Source organism: Streptomyces sp. NPDC036984, assembly GCF_055607665.1.
This window is the reverse complement of record NZ_JBVJRL010000001.1, coordinates 51,554-72,656: the sequence shown is the minus strand read 5'-3', so window position 1 is coordinate 72,656 and position 21,103 is coordinate 51,554. Positions and strand designations below refer to the sequence as shown.

Here is a 21,103-nt window from a genome sequence, read left to right as displayed (position 1 = left end):
CTGAGGGCATGGACAGCGAGAACCAGGCCTGTCCCGTCTGCGGACAGCCGGTCGACACGGTCGTCAAGCGGCACAAGACCCTGGGCGCCTGGGTACCGGTCTGGGGCCGCGGCCCGTGCCGCAACCCCGACTGCCCGGCCAACGCCGAGTCCGGCCGGTCGTCGGCCGAGTCCGGTCGGCCCGCCGATCCCGGCCGGCGCGCCGGCTCCGAGCGGTCTGCCGGCTCCGGCCGATCCGCCGGTGCGTCGGCCCGGCCGGGCCGCAGCGGCCCGGAGAACCCGTCGGCGACCGGCGCGGGGAACAGCGCCGTCTAGGCAGAGGGGCTGCCGGGGGACGCCGTGGCGTGGGCGGGCGGGCGCATGGGGCGGACGGGGACGCCGTAGCGTGGGCGCATGCCGAAACTTCCGCCCATTCTGCACATCACCGAGCGCTCTCTGTGGGAGCAGGCGCGCGAGCGCGGGACCTGGGAGCTGTCCACCCGGGGCCGCACCCTCCAGCAGGAGGGCTTCATCCACTTCTCCACCCGGGAACAGCTCCCGCGGGTCGCCGGTTTCCTCTACGGCGACTACGACGGCCCGGACGAACTGGTCGTCCTGGTCGTGGACCCGGCCCGGGTCGGGGCGCCGGTGAGGTACGAGTCCGTCGAGCCGGGCGGGGAGGAGTTCCCGCACGTGTACGGCCCGGTACCGGTCGAGGCCGTGGTGGACGTCGAGCCCTGGGGGTGACCCGGCCGGGGAGGCCGCCGGTCAGTCCGCGCGCGCCTGTCCGGGGCCGGCGGGCAGGCCGCCCGTCTCCGGGACGCGGCCGGTCAGGCAGTACGTGCCGCCGGCCGGGTCGCGCATGACCGTCCAGTGGGAGCCCTCGTGCACGCGGGCGGCGCCCAGTTCCTCGTGCCGGGCACGGACGGCGGCGATGTCCGCACAGGCGAGGTCGAGGTGAGCGGAGCCCGGGCGCTCCTCGTCGAGCCGCTGGAGCAGCAGCCGGAGGGGGAAGCCCGCCGGCGGCCGCAGTACGGCGAACTCCGGCCGGGAGCCCGCCCGTCGCTCCCAGCCGGTCAGACCGGCCCAGAAGGCGGACTCGGTCTCGTACCGGGACGGCGGGATGTCGAGGCACACCTGGTCCAGGCGGCTGCCGGACACCACCGGCGGCCGCACCGTCTCCCCGTGCCAGGGCACGGCGCAGAACAACTGCCCGCCGGGCGAGCGCAGTACGGCCCAGTCGCCGTGGTCGGCCATGAGCGCGGCGCCGAGCCGGCGGGCGAGGGCGGTCAACTCCCGTACGTCCTCGGTGCACAGGTCGATGTGGGCGCCGCCGTCCCCCTCGGCGACACCCTGGAGCTTCACGCTCGGGTCCGCCCCCTCGGGCAGCAGCGTCACGAACTCGTCGTCGTCTCCGCGGAATTCGGACAGCCGCGTACCGGTGACGGCCGTCCAGAAGGCACCCGCGTCACCGAGTCGTGCGGCGGGACGGTCGGCGAACGCATACGTCCAGCGGATCATCATGACCGGAGTGTATGCGGCGGCCGGTTCAGGTCAGGGGCCGCTCGATGAACCGGAGTTGGTTGCCCGCCGGGTCCCGGAAGGCGCAGTCGCGCACCCCGTACGGCTGGTCCATCGGCTCCTGGAGGACGTCGGCGCCGGACTCCCGTACCCGCTCGTACAGCGCGTCGCAGTCCGGGGTGGTGAAGATGACCCCGCGCAGCAGGCCCTTGGCGAGGAGTTCGTTGAGCGCCTGCCTGTCGGCGGGGGAGGCGTCCGGGCTCGCGTCCGGCGGCTCCAGGACGATCTCCACGTCCGGCTGGAGCGGGGAACCCAGGGTCACCCAGCGCATCCCCTCGAAGCCCACGTCGTCGCGGATCTCCAGACCGAGCACATCGCGGTAGAAGGCGATGGCCTTGTCGTGGTCGTCCACGGCGATGAAACACTGCGCGAGTTTCACGTCCATGGCCCCACCCTAGAACCGACGCGCGGACAGCGCCTCAGTACGGGCGGCGGCGCGGCCGGGTCAGCCTGCGGGCCACGCAGGGCGGAATCGCCGCGCTCTCCTCGTGGTCACGGGCCCGGTAGGCGCTCGGCGTCTCGCCGACCAGCTCGGTGAACCGGGAACTGAAGGAGCCGAGCGAGGTACAGCCGACGGCGAGGCACACCTCGGTCACGGTGAGATCGCCCCGGCGCAGCAGCGCCTTGGCCCGCTCGATCCGGCGGGTCATCAGATGGCTGTACGGCGTCTCCCCGAACGCCTTGCGGAAGCTGCGCTGGAAGTGCCCCAAGGACATCAGCGCGTCCCGGGCCAGCTCGGTCATGTCGAGCGGCTCGGCGTACTCGCGGTCCATACGGTCGCGCACGCGGCGCAGCCGTCTCAGGTCCTCCAGGGCGGTCACCCGCTCAGCTTCGCACGGGAACGCACACCAGGGACCCACCAGTTCGACGGAGCGTTTTCCTCCGCTTGTCCGGGCGCCGGCCCGCCCCCGCTCGCCTCGGACGAACGGCTTCCGGCTCGGCCGGATCGCCTCCGCCTCGGTGCCCGAGGTGAAAAAGACCGAACCCGGCCCTTCGGCGCGCCGAGGTCGGCGGCCTGGGGGCCGGGTGCGGGGAGGGCGACCGGAAAAGGCCGGAGGGGTCAGGCCTGCTTGGTCTCCCAGAAGATCTTGGCGATCTGCTCGATGTAGTCCAGAGCCTTCTGGCCCGTCGCCGGGTCGGTGGACGCCTTGGCGGCCGAGAGGGCCTTCAGGGCGTCGTTGACCAGCTGGTGCAGCTCCGGGTACTTCTCGAAGTGCGGGGCCTTGAAGTAGTCGCTCCACAGAACGGAGACGTGGTGCTTCGCGAGCTCCGCGCGCTGCTCCTTGATGACGGTGGCGCGCGCCTGGAAGTGGGGGTCGTCGTTACCGGCCATCTTCTCCTGGACGGCCTTCACCGACTCCGCCTCGATGCGGGCCTGGGCCGGGTCGTACACGCCGCAGGGCAGGTCGCAGTGGGCGCTGACCTTGACCTTGGGGGCAAACAGGCGGGAAAGCATGGAGCATTCCTTCCTCGTGATCGTCTTCTCAGGTGTGACATTACTCCCTGGGGAAGGCGATTTCTCGGGTGCCCCCTAGGGCTTAGGACAAAAGTCCAGGGTGAGACTGAGACTGGTGGAGGAACGGACCGGGGAGGTGCCGGGGATGCCGGAGCTGTCACAGGAGACCGAGCGGGGGAGGGCGGTGGCGCCCTTCGGACTGGCCGAGGTGACGGGCCCGTCCATGGTGCCCACGCTGCACCACGGGGATCAGTTGCTCGTGCGGTACGGGGCTGCGGTCAGGCCCGGTGACGTCGTGGTGCTGCGGCATCCGTTTCAGCAGGACCTGCTGGTCGTCAAGCGGGCCGTGGAGCGGCGCGAGGGCGGCTGGTGGGTGCTCGGTGACAACCCGTACGCGGGCGGGGACAGCACGGACTACGGAGTGGTGCCCGAGGAACTGATTCTCGGCACGGCGTGGTTCCGGTTCCGGCCGCTCAAGGCCGGTCAGCGTTCGCCGCTCACGCTGCTGCGCTGGGCGGTCTCGGCGGCGAGGCCGCTGCTGCCCGACCGGTCGGCCTCCAGACGCTTGCGGGCCCGGTAGGCGGCCACGTTGGCGCGGGTGGCGCAGCGGTCCGAGCAGTAGCGCCGGGAGCGGTTGGTGGAGGTGTCCAGGTAGGCGTTGCGGCACGGGGGCGCCTGGCACAGGCCGAGGCGGTCGACGCCGTACTCGGTGAGGTGGAAGGCCAGGCCCATCGCCGCGATCGCCGCATAGCCGGCGGTGGCGTTGGACGGGTGGTCGGCCAGGTGCATGTGCCACAGCGGCCGGCCGTCCTCGTCGCGGAAGTCGTGCCCGGAGATCTGCGGGCTGACCGGGAACTCCAGCAGGAGCGAGTTCAGCAGGTCCACGGCCAGTGTCTCGTCGCCCTTGTCGGCCGCCTCGAAGACCGCGCGCAGCCGGGCCCGGACCGAGCGGAAGCGCGTCACGTCGGCGTCGGTGGCGCGGCGGGCCGCCGACGCGTTGCCGCCGAAGAGATCGCGGACGGCCTCGACCGTGGTCAGGGTGTCCTTGCCCCGGGCCGGCTCCTCGCTGTTGACGAGGCGTACGGCGTAATCCGAGTAATAGGCCAGTTCCACTTGTAGTCCTTACGGAGGCGCTTTATCGTCTTGTCTGCGGTCGGGTAACAGCCGGTCGTGCTTCCAGGGTATTACGCGAACCGAGGGGAGTCGGGGTTCCATGACCACGAGTACCGGAACCGACTGGGCGGCCTGGCAGGAGAGCTGGGACCGGCAGCAGGAGTGGTACATGCCGGACCGGGAGGACCGCTTCCGGATCATGCTCGACATGGTGGAGGCGCTCGTCGGCACCGCCCCGCGCGTGCTCGACCTGGCGTGCGGCACCGGCAGCATCACCGCCCGGCTGCTGAGGCGCTTCCCCGAGGCCACCAGCACCGGCGTCGACCTCGACCCGGCCCTGCTCGCCATCGCGCACGGCACCTTCGACGGCGACGACCGCGTCACGCTCGTCACCGCCGACCTCAAGGACCCCGACTGGCCGGCGCAGCTGCCGTACGACTCCTACGACGCCGTCCTGACGGCCACGGCCCTGCACTGGCTGCACAGCGAACCCCTCGCGGCCCTCTACGGTCAGGTCGCGGAGCTGGTCCGCGACGGCGGTGTCTTCATGAACGCGGACCACATGATCGATGAGCGCACGCCCCGGATCAACGCGGCCGAGCGCGCCCAGCGCCACGCCCGTATGGATCAGGCCAAGCGGGACGGCGCCCTGGACTGGGCCGACTGGTGGCAGCTGGCGGCCGGGGACCCGGTCCTCGCCGAGCCGACCGCCCGCCGTTTCGAGATCTACGGCGAGCACGCGGACGGGGACATGCCGTCGGCGGCTTGGCATGCGCGCACGCTGCTGGAGCGGGGCTTCGGCGAGGCCCGGCCGGTGTGGTGCTCGCCGTCGGACACCCTGCTGCTGGCGCTGAAGTGAGCCGGGCATGAACGAGAGGGGCGGTACGGGAGACCCGTACCGCCCCTCTGTCCGTGCGGAGTGTCAGAGCACCTTGGACAGGAACGACTGCGTCCGCTCGTGCTGCGGGTTGCCCAGGACGTCCCGCGGGTGACCGGATTCGACCACCACACCGTCGTCCATGAAGACCAGGCTGTCGCCCACCTCGCGGGCGAAGCCCATCTCGTGGGTGACGACGACCATGGTCATGCCGGACTCGGCGAGGTCGCGCATGACGTCCAGGACGTCACCGACCAGCTCCGGGTCCAGGGCCGAGGTCGGCTCGTCGAACAGCATCAGCTTCGGGTCCATCGCCAGGGCCCGGGCGATCGCCACCCGCTGCTGCTGGCCGCCGGAGAGCTGCGAGGGGTAGTGCCCGGCCCGGTCGGCCAGGCCCACGCGCTCCAGCAGCTGCATGGCGCGTTCCCTGGCCTGCGTCCGGCTCACGCCCTTGACCTGCACCGGCGCCTCCATGACGTTCTCCATGGCCGTCATGTGCGGGAACAGGTTGAAGCGCTGGAAGACCATGCCGATGTCCCGGCGCTTCAGGGCGACCTCGCGGTCGCGCAGCTCGTACAGCTTCTCGCCCTGCTGCCGGTAGCCGACCAGCTCGCCGTCGACGTACAGCCGGCCGGCGTTGATCTTCTCCAGGTGGTTGATGCACCGCAGGAAGGTCGACTTGCCGGAGCCGGAGGGGCCGATGAGGCAGAACACCTCGCCCGGCTTCACCTCCAGGTCGATGCCCTTGAGCACCTCGACGTGGCCGAAGGACTTGTGGACGCCCTCCGCCTTGACCATCGGGACGGTGCCCTGCGGGCGCGTGTCCTGCGTCTTGCTCAGCTTGTCGGTCATGCCGTGCCTCCCTTGGGCCGGCCCAGGGAGAGCATGTTCGTCTTCACTTTCTGCCATGGCGTCGGCGGCAGCTGGCGGCTGGAGCCGCGGGCGTAGTACCGCTCGATGTAGTACTGGCCCACGCTCAGCACCGAGGTCATGATCAGGTACCAGGCCGCGGCGAGGAAGTACATCTCCACCGGGGCACCGGAGTTCTGGCCGATGTCCTGGGCGTAACGGAAGAGCTCGGGATACTGGACGGCCGCCACGAGCGAGGTCGTCTTCAGCATGTTGATCACTTCGTTGCCCGTCGGCGGCACGATCACGCGCATCGCCTGCGGGATGACCACCCGGCGCAGGGTCTTGCCGTGGCTCATGCCCAGCGCGTGGGCCGCCTCGGTCTGGCCCTCGTCCACCGCGAGCAGACCGGCCCGGCAGATCTCGGCCATGTACGCCGCCTCGTTCAGACCCAGGCCGAGCAACGCCGTCAGCAGCGGCGTCATGAAGTTCGACCAGTAGTCCTTGTAGAACGGCATCAGGTTGATGTACTCGAAGACCAGGCCCAGGTTGAACCAGAGGAACAGCTGGACCAGGACCGGGGTGCCGCGGAAGAACCAGATGTAGAACCAGGCGATGGACGAGGTCACCGGGTTCTTCGACAGCCGCATCACCGCCAGGAGGATGCCGCCGACGATGCCGATCAGCATCGACAGGACCGTCAGCAGGAGGGTCTTGCCGACACCGGTCATGATCCGGTCGTCGAAGAAGTAGTCCGGTACCGCGTGCCAGTTGATCCTGCCCTGGCCGAACGCGTAGATGATCGCGACGAGGAGCGCGATCGCGATGACGGCGGAGACGTAGCGTCCGTAGTGCCGGACCGGGATGGCCTTGATGGCCTCGGCGCCGGCCGGGGGCGTGTCCGTCGGCCCCGCCGTCTTGTCAATGTCAGTCACGGGTGTTGCCTCTCAGTGGCCGCTTCAGGTGCCGCGGGTCACTTGCCGCCGTTGATCACGGACTCCTTGACGGCGCCGTCCTGGGCGCCCCACTTCTCGAGGATCTTCTTGTACTCACCGCTCTTGATGATCGCGTTCATCGCGGCCTGGAGGGCGTCCCGCAGCTGGGTGTCCTCCTTGGAGATCGCGATGCCGTACGGGGCCGCCTCGACCTGGTCGCCGACGATCTCGAAGTCCTTGCCGCCGCCGGAGGTCTTCACCGCGTACGCCGCCACCGGGAAGTCGGAGGAGGCCGCGTCCACACCGCCCGAGCGAAGACGGGTCTGGGACTGCTGGTCGTCGTCGAACGCCTCGATGCTGAGCTTCTTGCCCTTCGGACACTTCTCGGCCTCCTGCTTGGCCAGGTCCTCCGAGACGGTGCCGCGCTCGACGGCGATCTTCTTGCCGCACAGGTCCGACCAGTTCGTGATGCCCCCGGTGTCACCCTTGCGGGTGTAGATGGAGACACCGGCGGTCAGGTAGTCGACGAAGTCGACGCCCTCGCCGACCTTCTTGCCCGTGTCGGGGTCGACGCCCTCCTGGCGGTTCTTGTTGTCGGTCATCGCCGACATCGCGATGTTGTAGCGGCCCGAGCGCAGACCGGTGAGCAGGGCGTCGAAGGTGCCGTTCTCGAACTCGAACGTCACCCCGAGCTGCTTGCCCATGGCGGCCGCGAGGTCCGGGTCCAGGCCGACGGCCTTGCCGGAGGAGTCCTTGAACTCCACCGGGGCGTACGCGATGTCCGAGCCGACCTTGATCTTGCCCTTGTTCCGGATGTCCTGGGGGAGCTTGTCGGCGAGCGGGGCGCTGCTGGTGGACGCGCTGCCGGAGTCGTTGTTCTTTTCCTTGGTCTGGTCACCGCAGCCGGTGAGCAGCAGGGCGCCTGCGACCGCGATCGCACCGGCCGCGGCCAGACGGGAGCGCGCGGCGGTCGTACGACGGATGGAGCTTGCGGTCATCGTGGTTCCTCCGGCGGATGGGAAGAGTTGCCGATGGGTCGACGGAAACACACACCTTCGGGTGTCGCGACCTCGTGGGTTTACGGCATCTTGCCATTCGGACTGCGCCATTCAGGCGGGTCACTATGTCAAAATCGGATAACGGGTGACCCCCGAACCGCATCAGGTCGGTACAAGCCTGGTCCATTGCCACCGAATCATCTGCGGGAATCCAGCGCTCCAGCCGGAAAATCTTCGGCCTGTCTCACGATGCGATCGGTCGGGCCCTGCGGTTTTGGCGCCATTCCGGCCCCTTCGCCCGCCCGTCACCTGTGCGACGCCTTCCGGCCGCCCGATGTGACCTTGCGCCTAATGGACTCGTCGCGGGCACCTTCCGTCCGGTAAGAAGGTTCTTTACACCCCTCATCCGGGGCTCAGGGCGCGTGTGCGGCGCGCCCGTCACGTATGAGCTCGTACGTATCCGCAATCGAGCCGTACGTGGTGCCCGCCCACCCCTCACCAGGAGTGGTCGACCCTCAAACCATGCATACCTAAGGGGTAAGACAAAGTGGCAGCGGAGATCGTCAATCCTCGCAGCGACGGCACAACGGACCAGGACGGCGGGGCCGAGCCCCTCGATTCCTTCGATCCGGTGTTCGCGCTGCACCGCGGCGGCAAGATGGCTGTGCAGGCCACGGTGCCGGTTCGTGACAAGGACGACCTTTCCCTCGCGTACACGCCCGGAGTCGCGCGCGTGTGCACCGCGATCGCGGAACAGCCGGAGCTGGTCAACGACTACACGTGGAAGTCCTCCGTGGTCGCCGTCGTCACCGACGGCACCGCCGTGCTCGGACTCGGGGACATCGGCCCTGAGGCCTCGCTCCCCGTGATGGAGGGCAAGGCCATCCTCTTCAAGCAGTTCGGTGGCGTCGACGCGGTGCCCATCGCGCTCGACTGCACCGACGTCGACGACATCGTCGAGACCGTCGTCCGGCTCGCTCCCTCCTTCGGCGGAGTGAACCTGGAGGACATTTCGGCCCCCCGGTGCTTCGAGATCGAGCGCCGGCTCCAGGAGCGCCTGGACATCCCGGTCTTCCACGACGACCAGCACGGTACGGCCGTCGTGACGCTCGCGGCGCTGCGGAACGCGGCGCGGCTCAGCAGGCGCGAGATCGGGCAGCTGCGGGCCGTCATCTCGGGCGCCGGCGCGGCCGGTGTCGCCATCGCGAAGATGCTGGTCGAGGCCGGCATCGGGGACGTGGCGGTGGCGGACCGCAAGGGCGTCGTGTCGGCCGACCGGGAGGACCTGACCTCGGTCAAGCGCGAGCTGGCCTCCTTCACGAACAAGGCCGGCCTCACCGGCTCGCTGGAGGACGCCCTCGCGGGCGCGGACGTCTTCATCGGCGTCTCCGGCGGTACGGTCCCGGAGGAGGCCGTGGCCTCCATGGCCGAGGGTGCCTTCGTGTTCGCCATGGCCAACCCGAACCCCGAGGTGCACCCGGACGTCGCGCACAAGTACGCGGCGGTCGTCGCCACCGGGCGCTCGGACTTCCCGAACCAGATCAACAACGTGCTGGCCTTCCCCGGCATCTTCGCCGGCGCGCTCCAGGTGCGGGCCACGCGGATCACGGAGGGCATGAAGATCGCCGCCGCGGAGGCGCTCGCCGCCGTGGTGGGCGATGATCTCGCCGCCGACTACGTCATTCCGTCGCCGTTCGACGAGCGGGTGGCTCCGGCGGTGACCGCAGCGGTTGCCGCCGCGGCTCGGGCCGAAGGCGTCGCCCGTCGCTGACGTTGCGCCGAATGGTCCCGTCCGTATGGGCGGGACCATTTTTTTACCCACCGGCTCGCCCGATCGGGTGGTGACAAGGGCGCCCTCACGGCCCGTCCGTGGCGCGCTGCGCTGTCCGGGTGCCGGTGCGCAAGAGGGCATGTGTCACAGGGGCCGCTGGTTCCGTCGGCTGCACCGCGCACCTATCGTCGGCAGCATGTTCGCTGTCTACGCCGCCCGAATCGACCGCGACCAGCCGCTCACCGGCCTCGAGTTGGGGGAGCGTCCGGCTCCCGAGGCCCGTCCCGGCTGGAGCACCGTCACCGTGCGGGCCGCTTCCCTCAATCACCACGACCTCTGGTCCCTGCGGGGCGTCGGCCTTCCCGAGGACCGGCTGCCGATGATCCTCGGCTGTGACGCCGCGGGTATCGACGCGGACGGCAACGAGGTCGTCCTGCACTCCGTCATCGGCCAGAGCGGCCACGGCGTCGGCCCCGACGAGCCGCGCTCCATCCTGACCGAGCGCTACCAGGGCACCTTCGCCGAGCAGGTCGCCGTGCCGACCTGGAACATCCTGCCCAAGCCGAAGGAGCTGTCCTTCGCGGAGGCCGCCTGCCTGCCGACGGCCTGGCTGACGGCGTACCGGATGCTGTTCACCAATGCCGGGGTACGGCCCGGGGACTCGGTGCTCGTGCAGGGCGCGGGCGGCGGGGTCGCCACGGCCGCGATCGTGCTGGGCAAGGCGGCGGGCCTGCGGGTCTTCGCCACCAGCCGGGACGAGGCGAAGCGCAAGCGGGCCCTGGAGCTCGGGGCCGTGGAGGCCGTGGAGCCGGGTGCCCGGCTGCCGCAGCGGGTGGACGCCGTCATCGAGACCGTGGGTGCCGCCACCTGGTCGCACTCGGTGAAGTCCCTGCGTCCCGGTGGCACGCTCGTGATCTCCGGCGCCACCAGCGGCGACCGGCCCTCGCACGCCGAGCTGACCCGGATCTTCTTCCTGGAGCTGAAGGTCGTCGGCTCGACCATGGGCACCAAGGACGAGCTGGAGGACCTGCTCTCCTTCTGCGCCGCGACCGGGGTACGGCCCGTCATCGACGAGGAGCTGCCGCTCGACCGGGCCCGCGAGGGCTTCGAACGGCTCGCCTCCGGAGAGCAGTTCGGAAAGATCGTGCTCACCAACTCCTGAGCCGCCCCGGGGGTGCCTGCCGGTCCGGTCGGCCGGCAGGTCAGGGCCTGGGGGCGTGGAGTACGGCCGCGATGCGGGCCGCCGCCGTCGAAAGGTGGTGCCGGGCCTCACCGAGTTGGGTGGCGGTGACCCCGTGGTCGCGGGCCGCGTCGCGGATGCCGTCGCGGAAGCGGTCCAGGAGGCGGTCCAGGTCGCGTGCCGGGTCGCCGGTGGAGTCCTCGTGGGCCCAGGAGGGGGCGTACGCGGCGGGGAAGTCCTCCTCCGCGGCGGTGTAGTGCGGTTCCGCCGCGGGGGCGGATGTGGCCGCTTCCTCGGCGGGGCGGCCGAAGCCCCAGTCCCGGCCGAAGTCCTTGCCGAAGTCCTTCCCGAACTCGCCGAACTCCTTGGCCAGTTCGGTCAGGCCCTCGCGGACGCCGGCCGGCCAGTCGCCGCGCAGGAAGTGGTCCTGGACCCGGCGGGCGATCCGCTGCATCTCCTCCTGCGCCTGGGCCCGCGCCCGCGCCTGCGCCTCCTGGGCCTGGCGGCGTGCCCGCTGAGCCTCCTCGCGAGCCCGGCGGCTCTCGTCCTTGGCGCGCCGCGCCTGTTCCTTCCACTCCTGCTTGACCCGGCGCATCTCCTCCTTGGCGACCTTCCACGCCTCCTTGTCACCCGGCTCGCCGTACTCCCCGTAGGACGATCCGGCCCCGGGCGTCCCCGCGCCCCGGCGGGCCTCGGAGGCGGCGGCGCGGACCTCGCGGCGCAGGTCGCCGGCCGCGCCGCGCACGTCCGCCCTTATCTCGGCGGCCAGCTCCGCGACGGACTCGCGGATCTCCAGCTCCAGGTCGGCCAGTTCGCCGCTGCGCTCGGCCAGTTCGGCACGGCCGGCGTCCGTGATGGCGTACACCTTGCGGCCGCCCTCGGTGGTGTGCCGGACCAGGCCCTCCGCCTCCAGCTTGGCCAGGCGGGGGTAGACCGTGCCCGCCGAGGGGGCGTAGAGACCCTGGAAGCGCTCCTCCAGGAGCCTGATCACCTCGTAACCGTGGCGCGGGGCCTCGTCGAGCAGCTTGAGCAGGTACAGGCGGAGGCGGCCGTGGGCGAAGACGGGAGGCATGTCAGAGCACCTTCTTGTCGGTCGTGCCGTCGGCCGGGGTGCCGGTGGCGTCGGCGTCCTGGCCGGAGACGGAATTGTCACCCGGGGCGGCCGGGGTTCCTGTGGCCGGGCCCCCTGGGACCGGGGTGCCGACGGCCGGGTGAGGTGCGGGGCCGGTGCCGGGGCCGGTGCCCTGCGGGGGCTCGGCCTCCCAGGGGGTGTTCTCCTCGTCGTCCCGGGGCGGGCGGCGCAGCAGGGCGATCGAACCGGAGACCGTGGTGGCGCGGAGCCGGCCGGTGCCCGCGCCGAGGCGGCCGGTGATCTTGTGCGCGCCCCACTGGCCGTGCACCCGCAGACCGTCGAAGGCGCTGGAGATCGTGCCGCTCGCGGTGTTCGCCTCGACCTCGGCGTCCGCCGGGTACGGCAGGCGGATGGCGATCTCGCCGGAGACGCTGGTGAGGCCGATGTCCGTGGGGCCGTCCGGGTCCAGGTCGACGATCATGGAGCCGGTGACGGTGTCGGCGCGCACGGAGGGGCCGGAGCCCTCGACCACGGTGAGGTCTCCCGAGACCGAGTGGAACTTCAGATCGCCGGTGACCGCCTGGGCCTCCAGGCTTCCCGAGACGGTGTCCGTGCGGACCGGGCCCGAGACGCCGACCAGGGTGGTGTCGCCGGTCACCCCCTTGACCACCGCGGGGCCGCGGACGCCGGAGACGACCGCACCGGCGCCGACCACGCCCACCTCCACGCGGGTGTCGGCGGGGACCGCGAGGGAGACCACGGCGCTGCGGCGCCAGCCCTTGCGGTCGAGCCACTTCAAAAGGCCCTTCCAGGGGAGGTCCTCGTAGGCGACGGTGAGGGTGCTGCCGTTCCGGGTGACCACAAGGGGCGGTCCTTCGAGTTCCGACACCTCCAGGCGGGCGGAGGTCTCGTCCGTGCCCACGACGTTCACCGTGCCGTTGACGATGCGGACCTGGAGGTCCCGTACGGGGGCGTCGAAGGTCAGCTTCTGGGGCTCGGTGACGGACCACTCGGACACGGGGCCTCCTCGGCGGACACGGTCGCGACACGCCATATCGCGTTCTGTGAGAGACACGATATATCGTGGATGTGCGAAGTCAAGACGCTCTTTCGCGTGAGTGCCGGGACGTGCCGGGAGGTGTGCGCGGGCGGTCGGGCGAGGCGCATAGGCTGGTGGGGAGTGTTGGCTCGCTGGATGTTTACGCAGGAGACGTGCCCTTATGTACTTCACCGACCGCGGTATCGAGGAGCTTGAGAAGCGGCGTGGCGAGGAAGAGGTCAGCTTCGAGTGGCTGGCCGAGCAGTTCCGGACGTTCGTGGATCTGAACCCGGACTTCGAGGTGCCCGTGGAGCGCCTGGCCACGTGGCTCGCGCGGCTCGACGACGAGGACGACGAGTAGCTCCCCCCGCCGGGGGGGGCGATCATCGGCCGTATTGTTCACCGGCCTTCGTCTTCCCCTCCCCCTCACCCTCCCCTGGAGTTAGCCTTCTCCTCCCATCGGCGAACGGGGGCGTCATGGCTGGAGGAATCGAACGGGTGCGCCTGGACGACGGAACCGTCGTCTGGGCCAGGATCGGCACGGCCGGCGACGACGCTCTGGACGAGGGCGGCTACTGGGACACCGGACTCGGCGACCGGGTCATCGACATGGCGGGGGGACTGGCCGACACGGTCGGCGGTGTCGTGCGCTCCCTGCGCGCCGGTCTGGACACACCGGCCCCCGTCGAGGTCTCCGTCAGCTTCGGTGTCGAACTGACAGCGCGGTCCGGCAAGATCGTGAGCGCCATCGCGGAGGGCGGCGGCACCTCCTCCCTCACCGTGTCCCTGACCTGGACCGAACCCGCCACGGCGGCGGACGGCGCGGATCCCGCGGCGCCGGCCGGCGGGGTCGCACCGCCGCGGTCCCCGGGCCCCGGCGCCGTATGAGCGCCTTCGACGAGATGGTGCGCCCCTCTCTCGCACGCATCGGCGCACCGGGTGACGGGTATGCAACGGACCGTGACTCGTACCGGGGGTCGGGGTTCTTCATAGCCCCGGGTTGGCTGTTGACCTGCGCCCACGTCGTGGGGAAGGGGGGAGCCGCGGTGTGCCGAGGGGAGAGCGCCCTGAGCGTGACCTGGCAGGAGCGCACCGCCGCCGGCGCCTGGGAGTCGCGCAGCGGCACCGGGACGGCCGTCGTCGTCGCGCCCCGGCCCGGGGGAGCGGGGCCGGCAGGCGATCCCTGGCCGTTCCCCGACCTCGCCCTCGTCCGGGTGACCGGCGCCGACACGGTGCGCTGCCTGTGGCTCGGCGACCGGGAGGCCGGCCCCCGCACCCCGCTCGGGCTCTACGGCTGGTCGGTGCAGACCGGCGAGCTCGGCATCCGGCACGGCGCCGCCGAACTCGCCGGATCCGACGCGCGGGCCCTGCTGCTCACCGGGACCCTGCCGATCGGCGGACTCTCCGGCGGGCCGGTGCTCGACCTGCGGCACGGCTCCGTCATCGGCGTGATCAAGGGCCGCCGGCGGGAGGAGGGCGTCGCCGTCCCGGTCACCGCGCTGTACGAACTGCTGGACGTGCGCGAGGCAGGGCGCGCGGTGCGCGAGGCACTGCGCGCACACGACCTGTATCACGCCGGCCTGCTCGGCGCGCCCTCGCCGTACCCGGACTGGACCGGGTTCCAGGCCGCCCTGCCCGGCCACGCGCCCTCCGTCTCCGGCGTCACCGCCGAGCTGCGCACGCGCCTCTACAGCCATCTCGCTCACCTGCCGCCGCCGGCCGGAGCGGGCGAGGTCGTCCACCTGGTGGAGGACGTGAAGGAGCAGGTACGCGGCGAACGCCTGCCCTCGCTGGTGCTGCCGAACGTACGGACCTGGCGCGAGGGCGCCGGGCTGCTGTACGGGCTGCGCACCCTGGACCCGGGCGGCGGCGGCACGCTGGTCGACCTGGACGCCGTTCTGCTGTACGCGGCCCGGGTGGCCCGCAAGGCCGCTCGGGAGCATGCCGGGGAGGTGGAGGCCGGGCGGCTGCGGGCGTTCACCGAGTGGGTCGCCGGACAGGCCGCCGGCCACCGGCACTGGGCGGTCGGCGAGGCCATCCGCGCGCTGCTGGAGGGCACCGACGGGCAGGCCGTGCCCGCTTCCCTCCCCATACCGTCACAGCCCGGACCCGACGCGGTGCCGTCGTGGGCGGGAGCCGACGGGGTGCCGTCACCGGGTACGTCCCTCGACACGCCCTCTCCCGCCGGTCTCGTCGAGGAGCCGTCGCCTGCCGGGGTGCCCCTGCCCGCCGACCTCGCCGGAGCGCCTCTCCCGGCCGAGGCCGTCCCCGCGCCCACGGCCACGACACCCGCCGCACCCACCCTGCCCGCCCCTCGCGAAGCACCACCGCTCGGCGGACTCCCCGAAGCGCCGGCCGCCGGGGGGCACCAGGCGCCGTTCCCGGTGCCCCCCGCCACCCGTACCGACGTGCTCGTCAAGGTCGGTCCAGCGACCTACGGCCGGCATCCCTGGAGCGTGCAGCTGATCTACGACGGGCGGGACGTCACCCCGGTCGACGGGGACGACCGGGGCGCGCGGCCGGAGGAGCTGGCGCGGGTACTGCGGGAGCCGCTGGCCCGGGCGCTGAGCCAGGGGGACCACGGGGAGCATCTCGCCGCCCTCGAGGTCTTCCTGCCCCGCAAGCTGTTCGATCTCCCGGTGGACGACTGGCAGTTGCTGCCCGACGCCTTGGTCGCCGGAGAGGGCGGCGAGGGCGGCGATGACGAGGACGACGAGGACGACGACTTCGTGGACGAGCGGGCCATGCCGCTCGGGATGCGGCGGACCGTCGTCATCCGGGACGTCCGGCGCAACGGCCTGCCGCCCTCCCCGGAGTGGCGCCGGCGCTGGAAGGGCGTCCTGCGCGGGCCGCTGGCGCACCAGACCCTGCACGGCCGGCCCCCTGCCGAGGGGCATCCGCCGGGGGTCCGGGCCGGGGGCAAGTACCCGTACTACGGCGCCCTGTCGGCGATGGGCGACGCGTGCGTGCCCGTCTACTGCGGTCCCGTCGGCAGCGGTGAGGGCTACGCGGCGATGCGGGACGCGCTGCGTTCCGGGCACTCGGTGGTGCTGTGGCGCCGCGATCGGCATGATCACGGCGAATGCGGGGACTTTCATCGGCAGGCCGCCGCTCTGCTGGGCCTCGCCGGGCACGCGGACGGGCTGCACGGTCCGGTCCGCGATCTGCGCATCCGCCTGGCCGACCCGGACACCGCCCGGGCGTACGGCCTGTGCGGAAAGGTCGCCGTACTGTTCGACCCGCCGGACCGGCAGCCGTACGGGACGGAGAGCATGCGGCCGCCGCCGCTGGCCGCGCCCGGCGGCTGACTCCGCCGGTGGTCCCGCCGTGCCCGGCAGACACCCCGTCAACTCCATTGAGTCGTACGGGCGTTCGTGGGGCACAGGGTGGGCGACCGGACGCCGCGAACCTCGGCGGGCAGGGCCGGCGGGCGGTAGCCTCGTACGTCGGACGGCCGGGCCCGCTGCATGATCACCAGAGCCGGGAGGAGCCCAAGGTGAACGACTGGCGGATCTACCGCGGAGTGGGTCAGCCGCACGACGGCATGCGGCGGTTGCCGGCACCGCCGCCCTGGCGCGACTTCGCCTCCTCCCGGGAGGGCGCGGAGAGCGGCCCGGAGGACCCCAGCAGCGCCCGCCGGCTCGGAGTGCGCCGCCGTCTGGTCGAGAACTACGCGCCCCGGCCGGCCGAGGTCGACGCGGTCAACGCCGCCCTCTACCTGCGCCGGCCCCTGCTGGTGACCGGCAATCCGGGGACGGGCAAGTCCACCCTGGCCTACGCGATCGCGCACGAACTCGGCCTGGGCAAGGTGCTGCGCTGGCCCATCGTCAGCCGCACCAACCTCCAGGACGGCCTGTACCGGTACGACGCCATAGCCCGGCTCCAGGACGTCCAGCTGGAGCGCGCCCGCGGAGACGACGGCGGTGCCGCCGCCTCCCGTATCGGCTCCTACATCCGGCTCGGGCCGCTCGGTACGGCGCTCCTGCCCGCCGGGCAGCCCCGCGTGCTCCTCATCGACGAGCTGGACAAGAGCGACCTCGACCTGCCCAACGATCTGCTGAACACCCTGGAAGAGGGCGAGTTCTCGATCCCGGAGCTGGAGCGGCTGGCCGACCGGGAACCCGTCGTGGAGGTGCTCACGCACGACGGCGACCGGGTGTCCGTGCACGGCGGGCGCATCGCGTGCACCGCGTTCCCCGTGATCGTGCTGACCTCCAACGGCGAACGCGACTTCCCCGCCCCGCTGCTGCGCCGCTGCGTCCAGCTGGAGCTGGACCCGCCCGGCGAGGAGCAGCTCACCGCCATGGTCGAGGCACACCTCGGCACGGACGGCGCCGCCGCCGGCGCCGACCTGATCCGCAGGTTCCTGGAGCGCGAACCCGGCGAGGTGCTCGCCGCCGACCAGCTCCTCAACGCCCTGTTCCTCACCCAGCACGATCCGCACGCACAGGGCCTCACCCGGGAGCGGATCGCCGAGATGCTGATGCAACCGCTCGACCGTACGAGGTGAGAGACGGATGCCGGGGATGCGCCTGGACGAGCTGATCGGCAAGCTGCGCCAGGGCGGGCTCCAACCGAGCGCAGAGGACGTGGCGGACGCGCTCTGGCTGGCCCGGCGGCTGGGCGCGGCCCCACCCCGCGACGGCACCGGCACGCCCGGCCCTGGCACGCCCGGACCCGGCCCGAGCGGGCCGCCCGGCCCCGAGCCGGAGGCGGGGGCCTTACCGCCCGGCGACCCCGCGGCGGCCGGCCCGGACACCCCGCCGGCGCCCCGCGCGGACGTGCCCGCTCCCGCCGTCCCGCTGCACACCCCCGGCCCCGCCCCGCGCGCCCGGGCCGACGGAGCCCCCGCGGCCTTCCCGGTCCGCGCCCCCGCCGCGGGCGCCCTGCCCGGACTGCTCGGACTCCAGCGGGCACTGCGCGCTCTCGGCCGCTACCGCACGGCCTCCGTCCGCGGCCAGGACGAGCGGATCGACGAGGCGGCCACCGCCGACCGGGCCGCCGCCAGCGGCATCCTGCTCCCCGTCACCCGGCCCGGCCGCCGCCGGCGCTGCGACGTCCAACTGCTCATGGACACCGGCCCCGCCATGGCCGTCTGGGGCGAGATGGTGGAGGAACTGCGCCAGGCCTGCCAGCAGTCCGGCGCGTTCGCCTCCGTCCGCGTCCACCACCTGTACGCCGACGACGCCGGCACCCCGCTCGTCGGTACGACCGCCGGTCCCGGCCGGCGCACCCGGCTGCGTCCCGCCGATGAGCTGCACGACCCCAGCGGGCGCCGGCTCACCTTCGTCATCAGCGACTGCGTCGGCCCGCTGTGGCAGAACGGCGCCGCGCAGCGCCTGCTGCACGGCTGGCCGCGCACCGCCCCGCTGGCCGTGGTCCAGCCGCTGCCGCCCCGGCTGTGGGGCCGTACCGCGCTGCCCGCCGAGCCCGGCCTGCTGGTCCGCGCCGGGGAGAGTGGCGGGCGCCTCGACTTCCTGCCCGAGGACGAGCCGTGGGAGGAGCCACCGCCCGGCGCCCGGCCCGTACCCGTGCTCCAGCCCACCCCGGAGGCGTTCGAGGCGTTCGCCCGGCTGCTCGCCGGCACCGGGCCGACCCGCGAGCACGCCTGGGCCGGCTTCGCCCACCCGGCCACCGGCCCGGCCGCCCCGGCCACCGCCCCGCCGCCGCGCAGCGACGACGACCTGCTGCGCGCCTTCCGCGCCGGCGCCTCACCCGGCGCCCTCCGGCTGGCCGTCTACCTCGCCGCCGCGCCCCTCACCCTGCCGGTGATGCGGCTGGTGCAGCGCGCCATGCTGCCCGACACCGGCCCCATGGAACTGGCCGAGGTACTGCTCGGCGGAGTGTTGCGGCAGCTGCCCGGCACCGAGGAGCAGCCGTGCTTCGCCTACTCGCCCCGGATGCAGGACCTGCTCCTGTCCGCCCTCGACCAGGACACCGCGGGCCTGGTCCTCAAGCACTGCTCGGCCTATGTGGAACGGCACTTCGGCAAGGGCACCCGCAACTTCGCCGCCCTGGCCGCGGCCCGGCTCGCCGACCACGATCCGGCCGCCGGCGCCGGGCAGCTCGCCGACGGCACCGGGGCACGGGACGGCGAGCGGAGCGTGGAGGCCGAGCTGTTCGCCCGCATCCCCGCGCGCGTGCTGCGGTTCTACCTGCCGGACCTGGTCACCCCCGACCCGCTGGCCGAGGCCGAGCGGCTGCTCGCCCAGTGGCAGCAGCTGGCCGACCCCGAGGCGCTGCGCCGGGCCCGGGAACAGGCCCGCGCCGCCACCGCCGGCCCCGGCACCGCCCTTGCGCCCGGCCCCGCGGCCCGGGCCCGCCTGGTCCTCGGCCGGGTGCTGCGCGCGGAGGCCGGTACGGCGGGCGCGCGTGCCGAGGGGCGGCGCGCCGGGCTGCTGCGGGAGGCCGCGGCCGAACTCGCCACCGCGTACACGGCGGCCCCCGCCGACAGCCGGGAGCGGGCCGAGGCCGCCCTGGAACTCGCCTCCTGCCGCCGGGAGCTGTGGCGGCTCACGGCGGAGACGGACCACCTGACCGACGCGCTCCGCACCCTGGACCCCGGCACACCGCCCTGGCCCCGCGTCACCGCGGACGCCCGCGCCTGGCAGGGCGGTCCCGCGGGGCAGGGGGGTCCCGCGGGGCAGGCCGGGGGCGCGGTGGCCTCGGACCAGGCCGCCGACGGGCCGGGCGAGGCCGGCGGCGAGGGCGCCGCAGCGCGCGGTGACGGAACGGGCGGGACGGTTCGACGGCCGGGGGAGGGTTCCGGCGGATCCGGTGACGGCGGGGACGCTGCGGTAGCGGCGACCGGCGGCCGAGACCCGGACGACGGGCCCACGCCCGCCGCCGGTGAGGTCGGCGTGTCCGCGCCCGCCGTCGGTCAGGACGGTGTGCCCGCGCCGGGCGCCGGTGAGGTCGGCGTGTCCGCGCCCGCCGTCGGTGAGAACGGTGTGCCCGCGCCGGGCGCCGGTCAGGATGGCATGCCCGCGCCCCCCGCCGGTGAGCAGAGCGAGCCCGTACTCCCCGCCGGTCAGGACAGCCTGCCCGCGCCCGCCGTCGGTGAGAACGGTGTGCCCGCCGTATCGCAAGGCGTCGCAGGGCGCGGAGTCGCCGTATCGCAAGGCGTGCCGTGGGAGGTGGCCGCCCATCGGTCGCGGCTGCTCCTGCGCGGCCGGATCCTGCTCGATCTGCGGCATCCCGGCGCGGCCATCCCCGAACTGCGGGAAGCCTGCGCGCTGCTGGCGCGGGAGGGAGCTGCCGACGCCGTACGGGGGCCCGCCCTGCTCGATCTGGCGCGGGCGCTGCGCGCGGCCGGGGCCGAGGACGCCGAGACCCGGCAGGCGCTGCGCGAGGCGGAGAGGGCCGCCGGGGACGACCCGGCCCTGCGGCTGCCGTGCCTGGCCGCGCTGGCCGCGTTCCATGACGCGGCCGGGGAGACCGCGGAGGCCGACACGGCGTACGAGCGGGCGGTGCTGCTCGCCCCCGCCGACGGTGCCCTGCGCGTCCAGCTCCTCACCGCCTGGGGCGAGTCGCTGCTGCGGCGGGCCTCCGCCGGCGACGGCGCCGGAGTGGTGGACCGGGCCGAGTACGTGCTGCGCGAGGCGCTGAAGTCGCTGCCCGCCCGGTCCGCGCACCGCGGTCGGCTCCAGGGCCTGGTCGGCAGCGCGCTCGCCCAGCGCTTCCGCCATGTCGGTTTCCTGCCCGACCTGTTCGAGAGCCGGCATCTGCTCGGCCAGGCGGTGCGCGCGGCGAGCGACGCGGCTGTACGGGCCGAGGCGTGGCTCCAGTTGGGCCGGGTGCGACTGGAGGGCTGGTACCACGCGGGCGCCCCCGTGCTGATGGAGGCGCTCCAGGCCTACGAGAACGCGGAGCGGGAGGCGGAGGCGGCCCACGGTGGCGACCCGGGTTCGGTGACGGCCGCCCGGGCCCGGCACGGCTGCGGGGCGGTGCTGGCGCTGATGGGGCGGCCCGGTGCGGCCGGCGGCGCGTTCCGGGCGGCCCTGGAGCAGTGGCAACGGCTCGTCGGCGCGCTGCGCGAGGTCGACTGGGCCGATGTCGAGCTGACCCGGCGGGCGGAGCGCGAACCGCAGCCCGTGGACGCCCGGTCGCTGCCCGAGCAGGCGTGGCGGGAAACGGCCCCGCCCTGGTGGCCGTGGTCCCAGGACTGGGCCGACGCGAGCGAACGTGACCGGAGTTGAGCGGTCCCGGGTTTCTGCTTCCGGCCTGTCGGGAAGAAGTGGGCAGCCGCTGCGGC

The 21,103-nt window shown here is 73.0% G+C and carries 21 protein-coding genes; 11 read left to right on the top strand and 10 right to left on the bottom strand.

Translation table 11 applies throughout. From position 1 onward, the window contains the following. Positions 1-8 precede the first annotated feature (8 nt). Positions 9-314 (top strand): hypothetical protein, encoded by a 306-nt coding sequence (locus ACZ7DL_RS00330; RefSeq protein WP_470770204.1) that lies wholly within the window; start codon positions 9-11, stop codon positions 312-314. A 78-nt stretch (positions 315-392) separates the two neighbouring features. Beyond that, positions 393-725: a DUF952 domain-containing protein gene (locus ACZ7DL_RS00325; protein WP_470770203.1), complete on the top strand. Its 333-nt coding sequence runs from the start codon at positions 393-395 to the stop codon at positions 723-725. A 21-nt stretch (positions 726-746) separates the two neighbouring features. Here ACZ7DL_RS00325 and ACZ7DL_RS00320 read toward each other — a convergent pair whose 3' ends face one another. From ACZ7DL_RS00320 to sodN, 4 genes are all read right to left on the bottom strand, one after another. Then, a complete protein-coding gene (locus tag ACZ7DL_RS00320) occupies positions 747-1,502 on the bottom strand; it encodes a VOC family protein (RefSeq protein ID WP_470770202.1) in 756 nt (251 codons plus the stop codon). 25 nt (positions 1,503-1,527) lie between these two features. Continuing rightward, a complete protein-coding gene (locus tag ACZ7DL_RS00315) occupies positions 1,528-1,944 on the bottom strand; it encodes a VOC family protein (RefSeq protein WP_470770200.1) in 417 nt (138 codons plus the stop codon). 34 nt (positions 1,945-1,978) lie between these two features. Next, on the bottom strand, positions 1,979-2,380 hold the full coding sequence (locus ACZ7DL_RS00310) for a helix-turn-helix transcriptional regulator (RefSeq protein WP_470770198.1): 402 nt from the start codon (positions 2,378-2,380) through the stop codon (positions 1,979-1,981). Positions 2,381-2,619: 239 nt separating this feature from the next. Beyond that, the gene (gene sodN / locus ACZ7DL_RS00305; RefSeq protein ID WP_362194992.1) at positions 2,620-3,015 is read right to left on the bottom strand and encodes a superoxide dismutase, Ni; all 396 of its coding nucleotides are present in this window, start codon (positions 3,013-3,015) and stop codon (positions 2,620-2,622) included. 145 nt (positions 3,016-3,160) lie between these two features. On the opposite strand from sodN, the gene sodX reads away from it, so the two are divergent. Further along, positions 3,161-3,595, top strand: a complete 435-nt coding sequence (sodX, locus tag ACZ7DL_RS00300) for a nickel-type superoxide dismutase maturation protease (RefSeq protein ID WP_470771165.1) — start codon at positions 3,161-3,163, stop codon at positions 3,593-3,595. Here the strand turns inward: sodX and ACZ7DL_RS00295 are convergent. Continuing rightward, a complete protein-coding gene (locus tag ACZ7DL_RS00295) occupies positions 3,499-4,128 on the bottom strand; it encodes a CGNR zinc finger domain-containing protein (RefSeq protein ID WP_470770196.1) in 630 nt (209 codons plus the stop codon). The two genes, sodX and ACZ7DL_RS00295, sit on opposite strands and share 97 nt — an antisense overlap. Positions 4,129-4,228: 100 nt before the next feature. Between ACZ7DL_RS00295 and ACZ7DL_RS00290 the strand changes: the two genes are divergently transcribed. Continuing rightward, positions 4,229-4,987: a class I SAM-dependent methyltransferase gene (locus tag ACZ7DL_RS00290; RefSeq protein WP_470770194.1), complete on the top strand. Its 759-nt coding sequence runs from the start codon at positions 4,229-4,231 to the stop codon at positions 4,985-4,987. 63 nt (positions 4,988-5,050) lie between these two features. On the opposite strand, the gene ACZ7DL_RS00285 is transcribed toward ACZ7DL_RS00290, so the two are convergent. The 3 genes from ACZ7DL_RS00285 to ACZ7DL_RS00275 are packed head-to-tail and all read right to left on the bottom strand — an operon-like array spanning position 5,051 to position 7,787. Then, entirely contained in the window at positions 5,051-5,857 is an 807-nt protein-coding gene (locus ACZ7DL_RS00285) for an amino acid ABC transporter ATP-binding protein (protein ID WP_470770192.1), read from the bottom strand. Further along, entirely contained in the window at positions 5,854-6,789 is a 936-nt protein-coding gene (locus ACZ7DL_RS00280; protein ID WP_470770191.1) for an amino acid ABC transporter permease, read from the bottom strand. Before ACZ7DL_RS00280 ends, ACZ7DL_RS00285 begins: the two co-directional genes overlap by 4 nt. A 38-nt stretch (positions 6,790-6,827) precedes the next feature. Then, complete coding sequence (locus ACZ7DL_RS00275; RefSeq protein ID WP_470770190.1) at positions 6,828-7,787, bottom strand: ABC transporter substrate-binding protein; 960 nt, start codon at positions 7,785-7,787, stop codon at positions 6,828-6,830. Between the two features lie 547 nt (positions 7,788-8,334). Between ACZ7DL_RS00275 and ACZ7DL_RS00270 the strand changes: the two genes are divergently transcribed. Together ACZ7DL_RS00270 and ACZ7DL_RS00265 are read left to right on the top strand one after the other, a co-directional pair. Next, on the top strand, positions 8,335-9,558 hold the full coding sequence (locus ACZ7DL_RS00270; protein ID WP_470770189.1) for an NAD(P)-dependent malic enzyme: 1,224 nt from the start codon (positions 8,335-8,337) through the stop codon (positions 9,556-9,558). Positions 9,559-9,754: 196 nt separating this feature from the next. After that, positions 9,755-10,720: a zinc-binding dehydrogenase gene (locus ACZ7DL_RS00265; protein WP_470770188.1), complete on the top strand. Its 966-nt coding sequence runs from the start codon at positions 9,755-9,757 to the stop codon at positions 10,718-10,720. 40 nt (positions 10,721-10,760) lie between these two features. Here the strand turns inward: ACZ7DL_RS00265 and ACZ7DL_RS00260 are convergent, their stop codons facing one another. Both ACZ7DL_RS00260 and ACZ7DL_RS00255 read right to left on the bottom strand, forming a co-directional pair. Beyond that, positions 10,761-11,810, bottom strand: a complete 1,050-nt coding sequence (locus tag ACZ7DL_RS00260; protein ID WP_470770187.1) for a PadR family transcriptional regulator — start codon at positions 11,808-11,810, stop codon at positions 10,761-10,763. 1 nt (position 11,811) lies between these two features. Next, complete coding sequence (locus ACZ7DL_RS00255; RefSeq protein WP_470770186.1) at positions 11,812-12,828, bottom strand: DUF4097 family beta strand repeat-containing protein; 1,017 nt, start codon at positions 12,826-12,828, stop codon at positions 11,812-11,814. A gap of 202 nt (positions 12,829-13,030) precedes the next feature. On the opposite strand from ACZ7DL_RS00255, the gene ACZ7DL_RS00250 reads away from it, so the two are divergent. The 5 genes from ACZ7DL_RS00250 to ACZ7DL_RS00230 all read left to right on the top strand — a co-directional run bounded on the left by ACZ7DL_RS00250 (position 13,031) and on the right by ACZ7DL_RS00230 (position 21,047). Continuing rightward, a complete protein-coding gene (locus ACZ7DL_RS00250; RefSeq protein WP_470770185.1) occupies positions 13,031-13,210 on the top strand; it encodes a DUF6104 family protein in 180 nt (59 codons plus the stop codon). A gap of 116 nt (positions 13,211-13,326) precedes the next feature. Then, entirely contained in the window at positions 13,327-13,737 is a 411-nt protein-coding gene (locus tag ACZ7DL_RS00245) for a CU044_2847 family protein (RefSeq protein WP_470770184.1), read from the top strand. Continuing rightward, entirely contained in the window at positions 13,734-16,157 is a 2,424-nt protein-coding gene (locus tag ACZ7DL_RS00240; protein WP_470770183.1) for a VMAP-C domain-containing protein, read from the top strand. The genes ACZ7DL_RS00245 and ACZ7DL_RS00240 overlap by 4 nt, the downstream gene beginning before the upstream one ends. A gap of 188 nt (positions 16,158-16,345) precedes the next feature. Beyond that, complete coding sequence (locus ACZ7DL_RS00235) at positions 16,346-17,359, top strand: AAA family ATPase (protein WP_470770181.1); 1,014 nt, start codon at positions 16,346-16,348, stop codon at positions 17,357-17,359. A gap of 7 nt (positions 17,360-17,366) precedes the next feature. Further along, positions 17,367-21,047, top strand: a complete 3,681-nt coding sequence (locus tag ACZ7DL_RS00230) for an SAV_2336 N-terminal domain-related protein (protein WP_470770179.1) — start codon at positions 17,367-17,369, stop codon at positions 21,045-21,047. Positions 21,048-21,103: the final 56 nt, after the last annotated feature.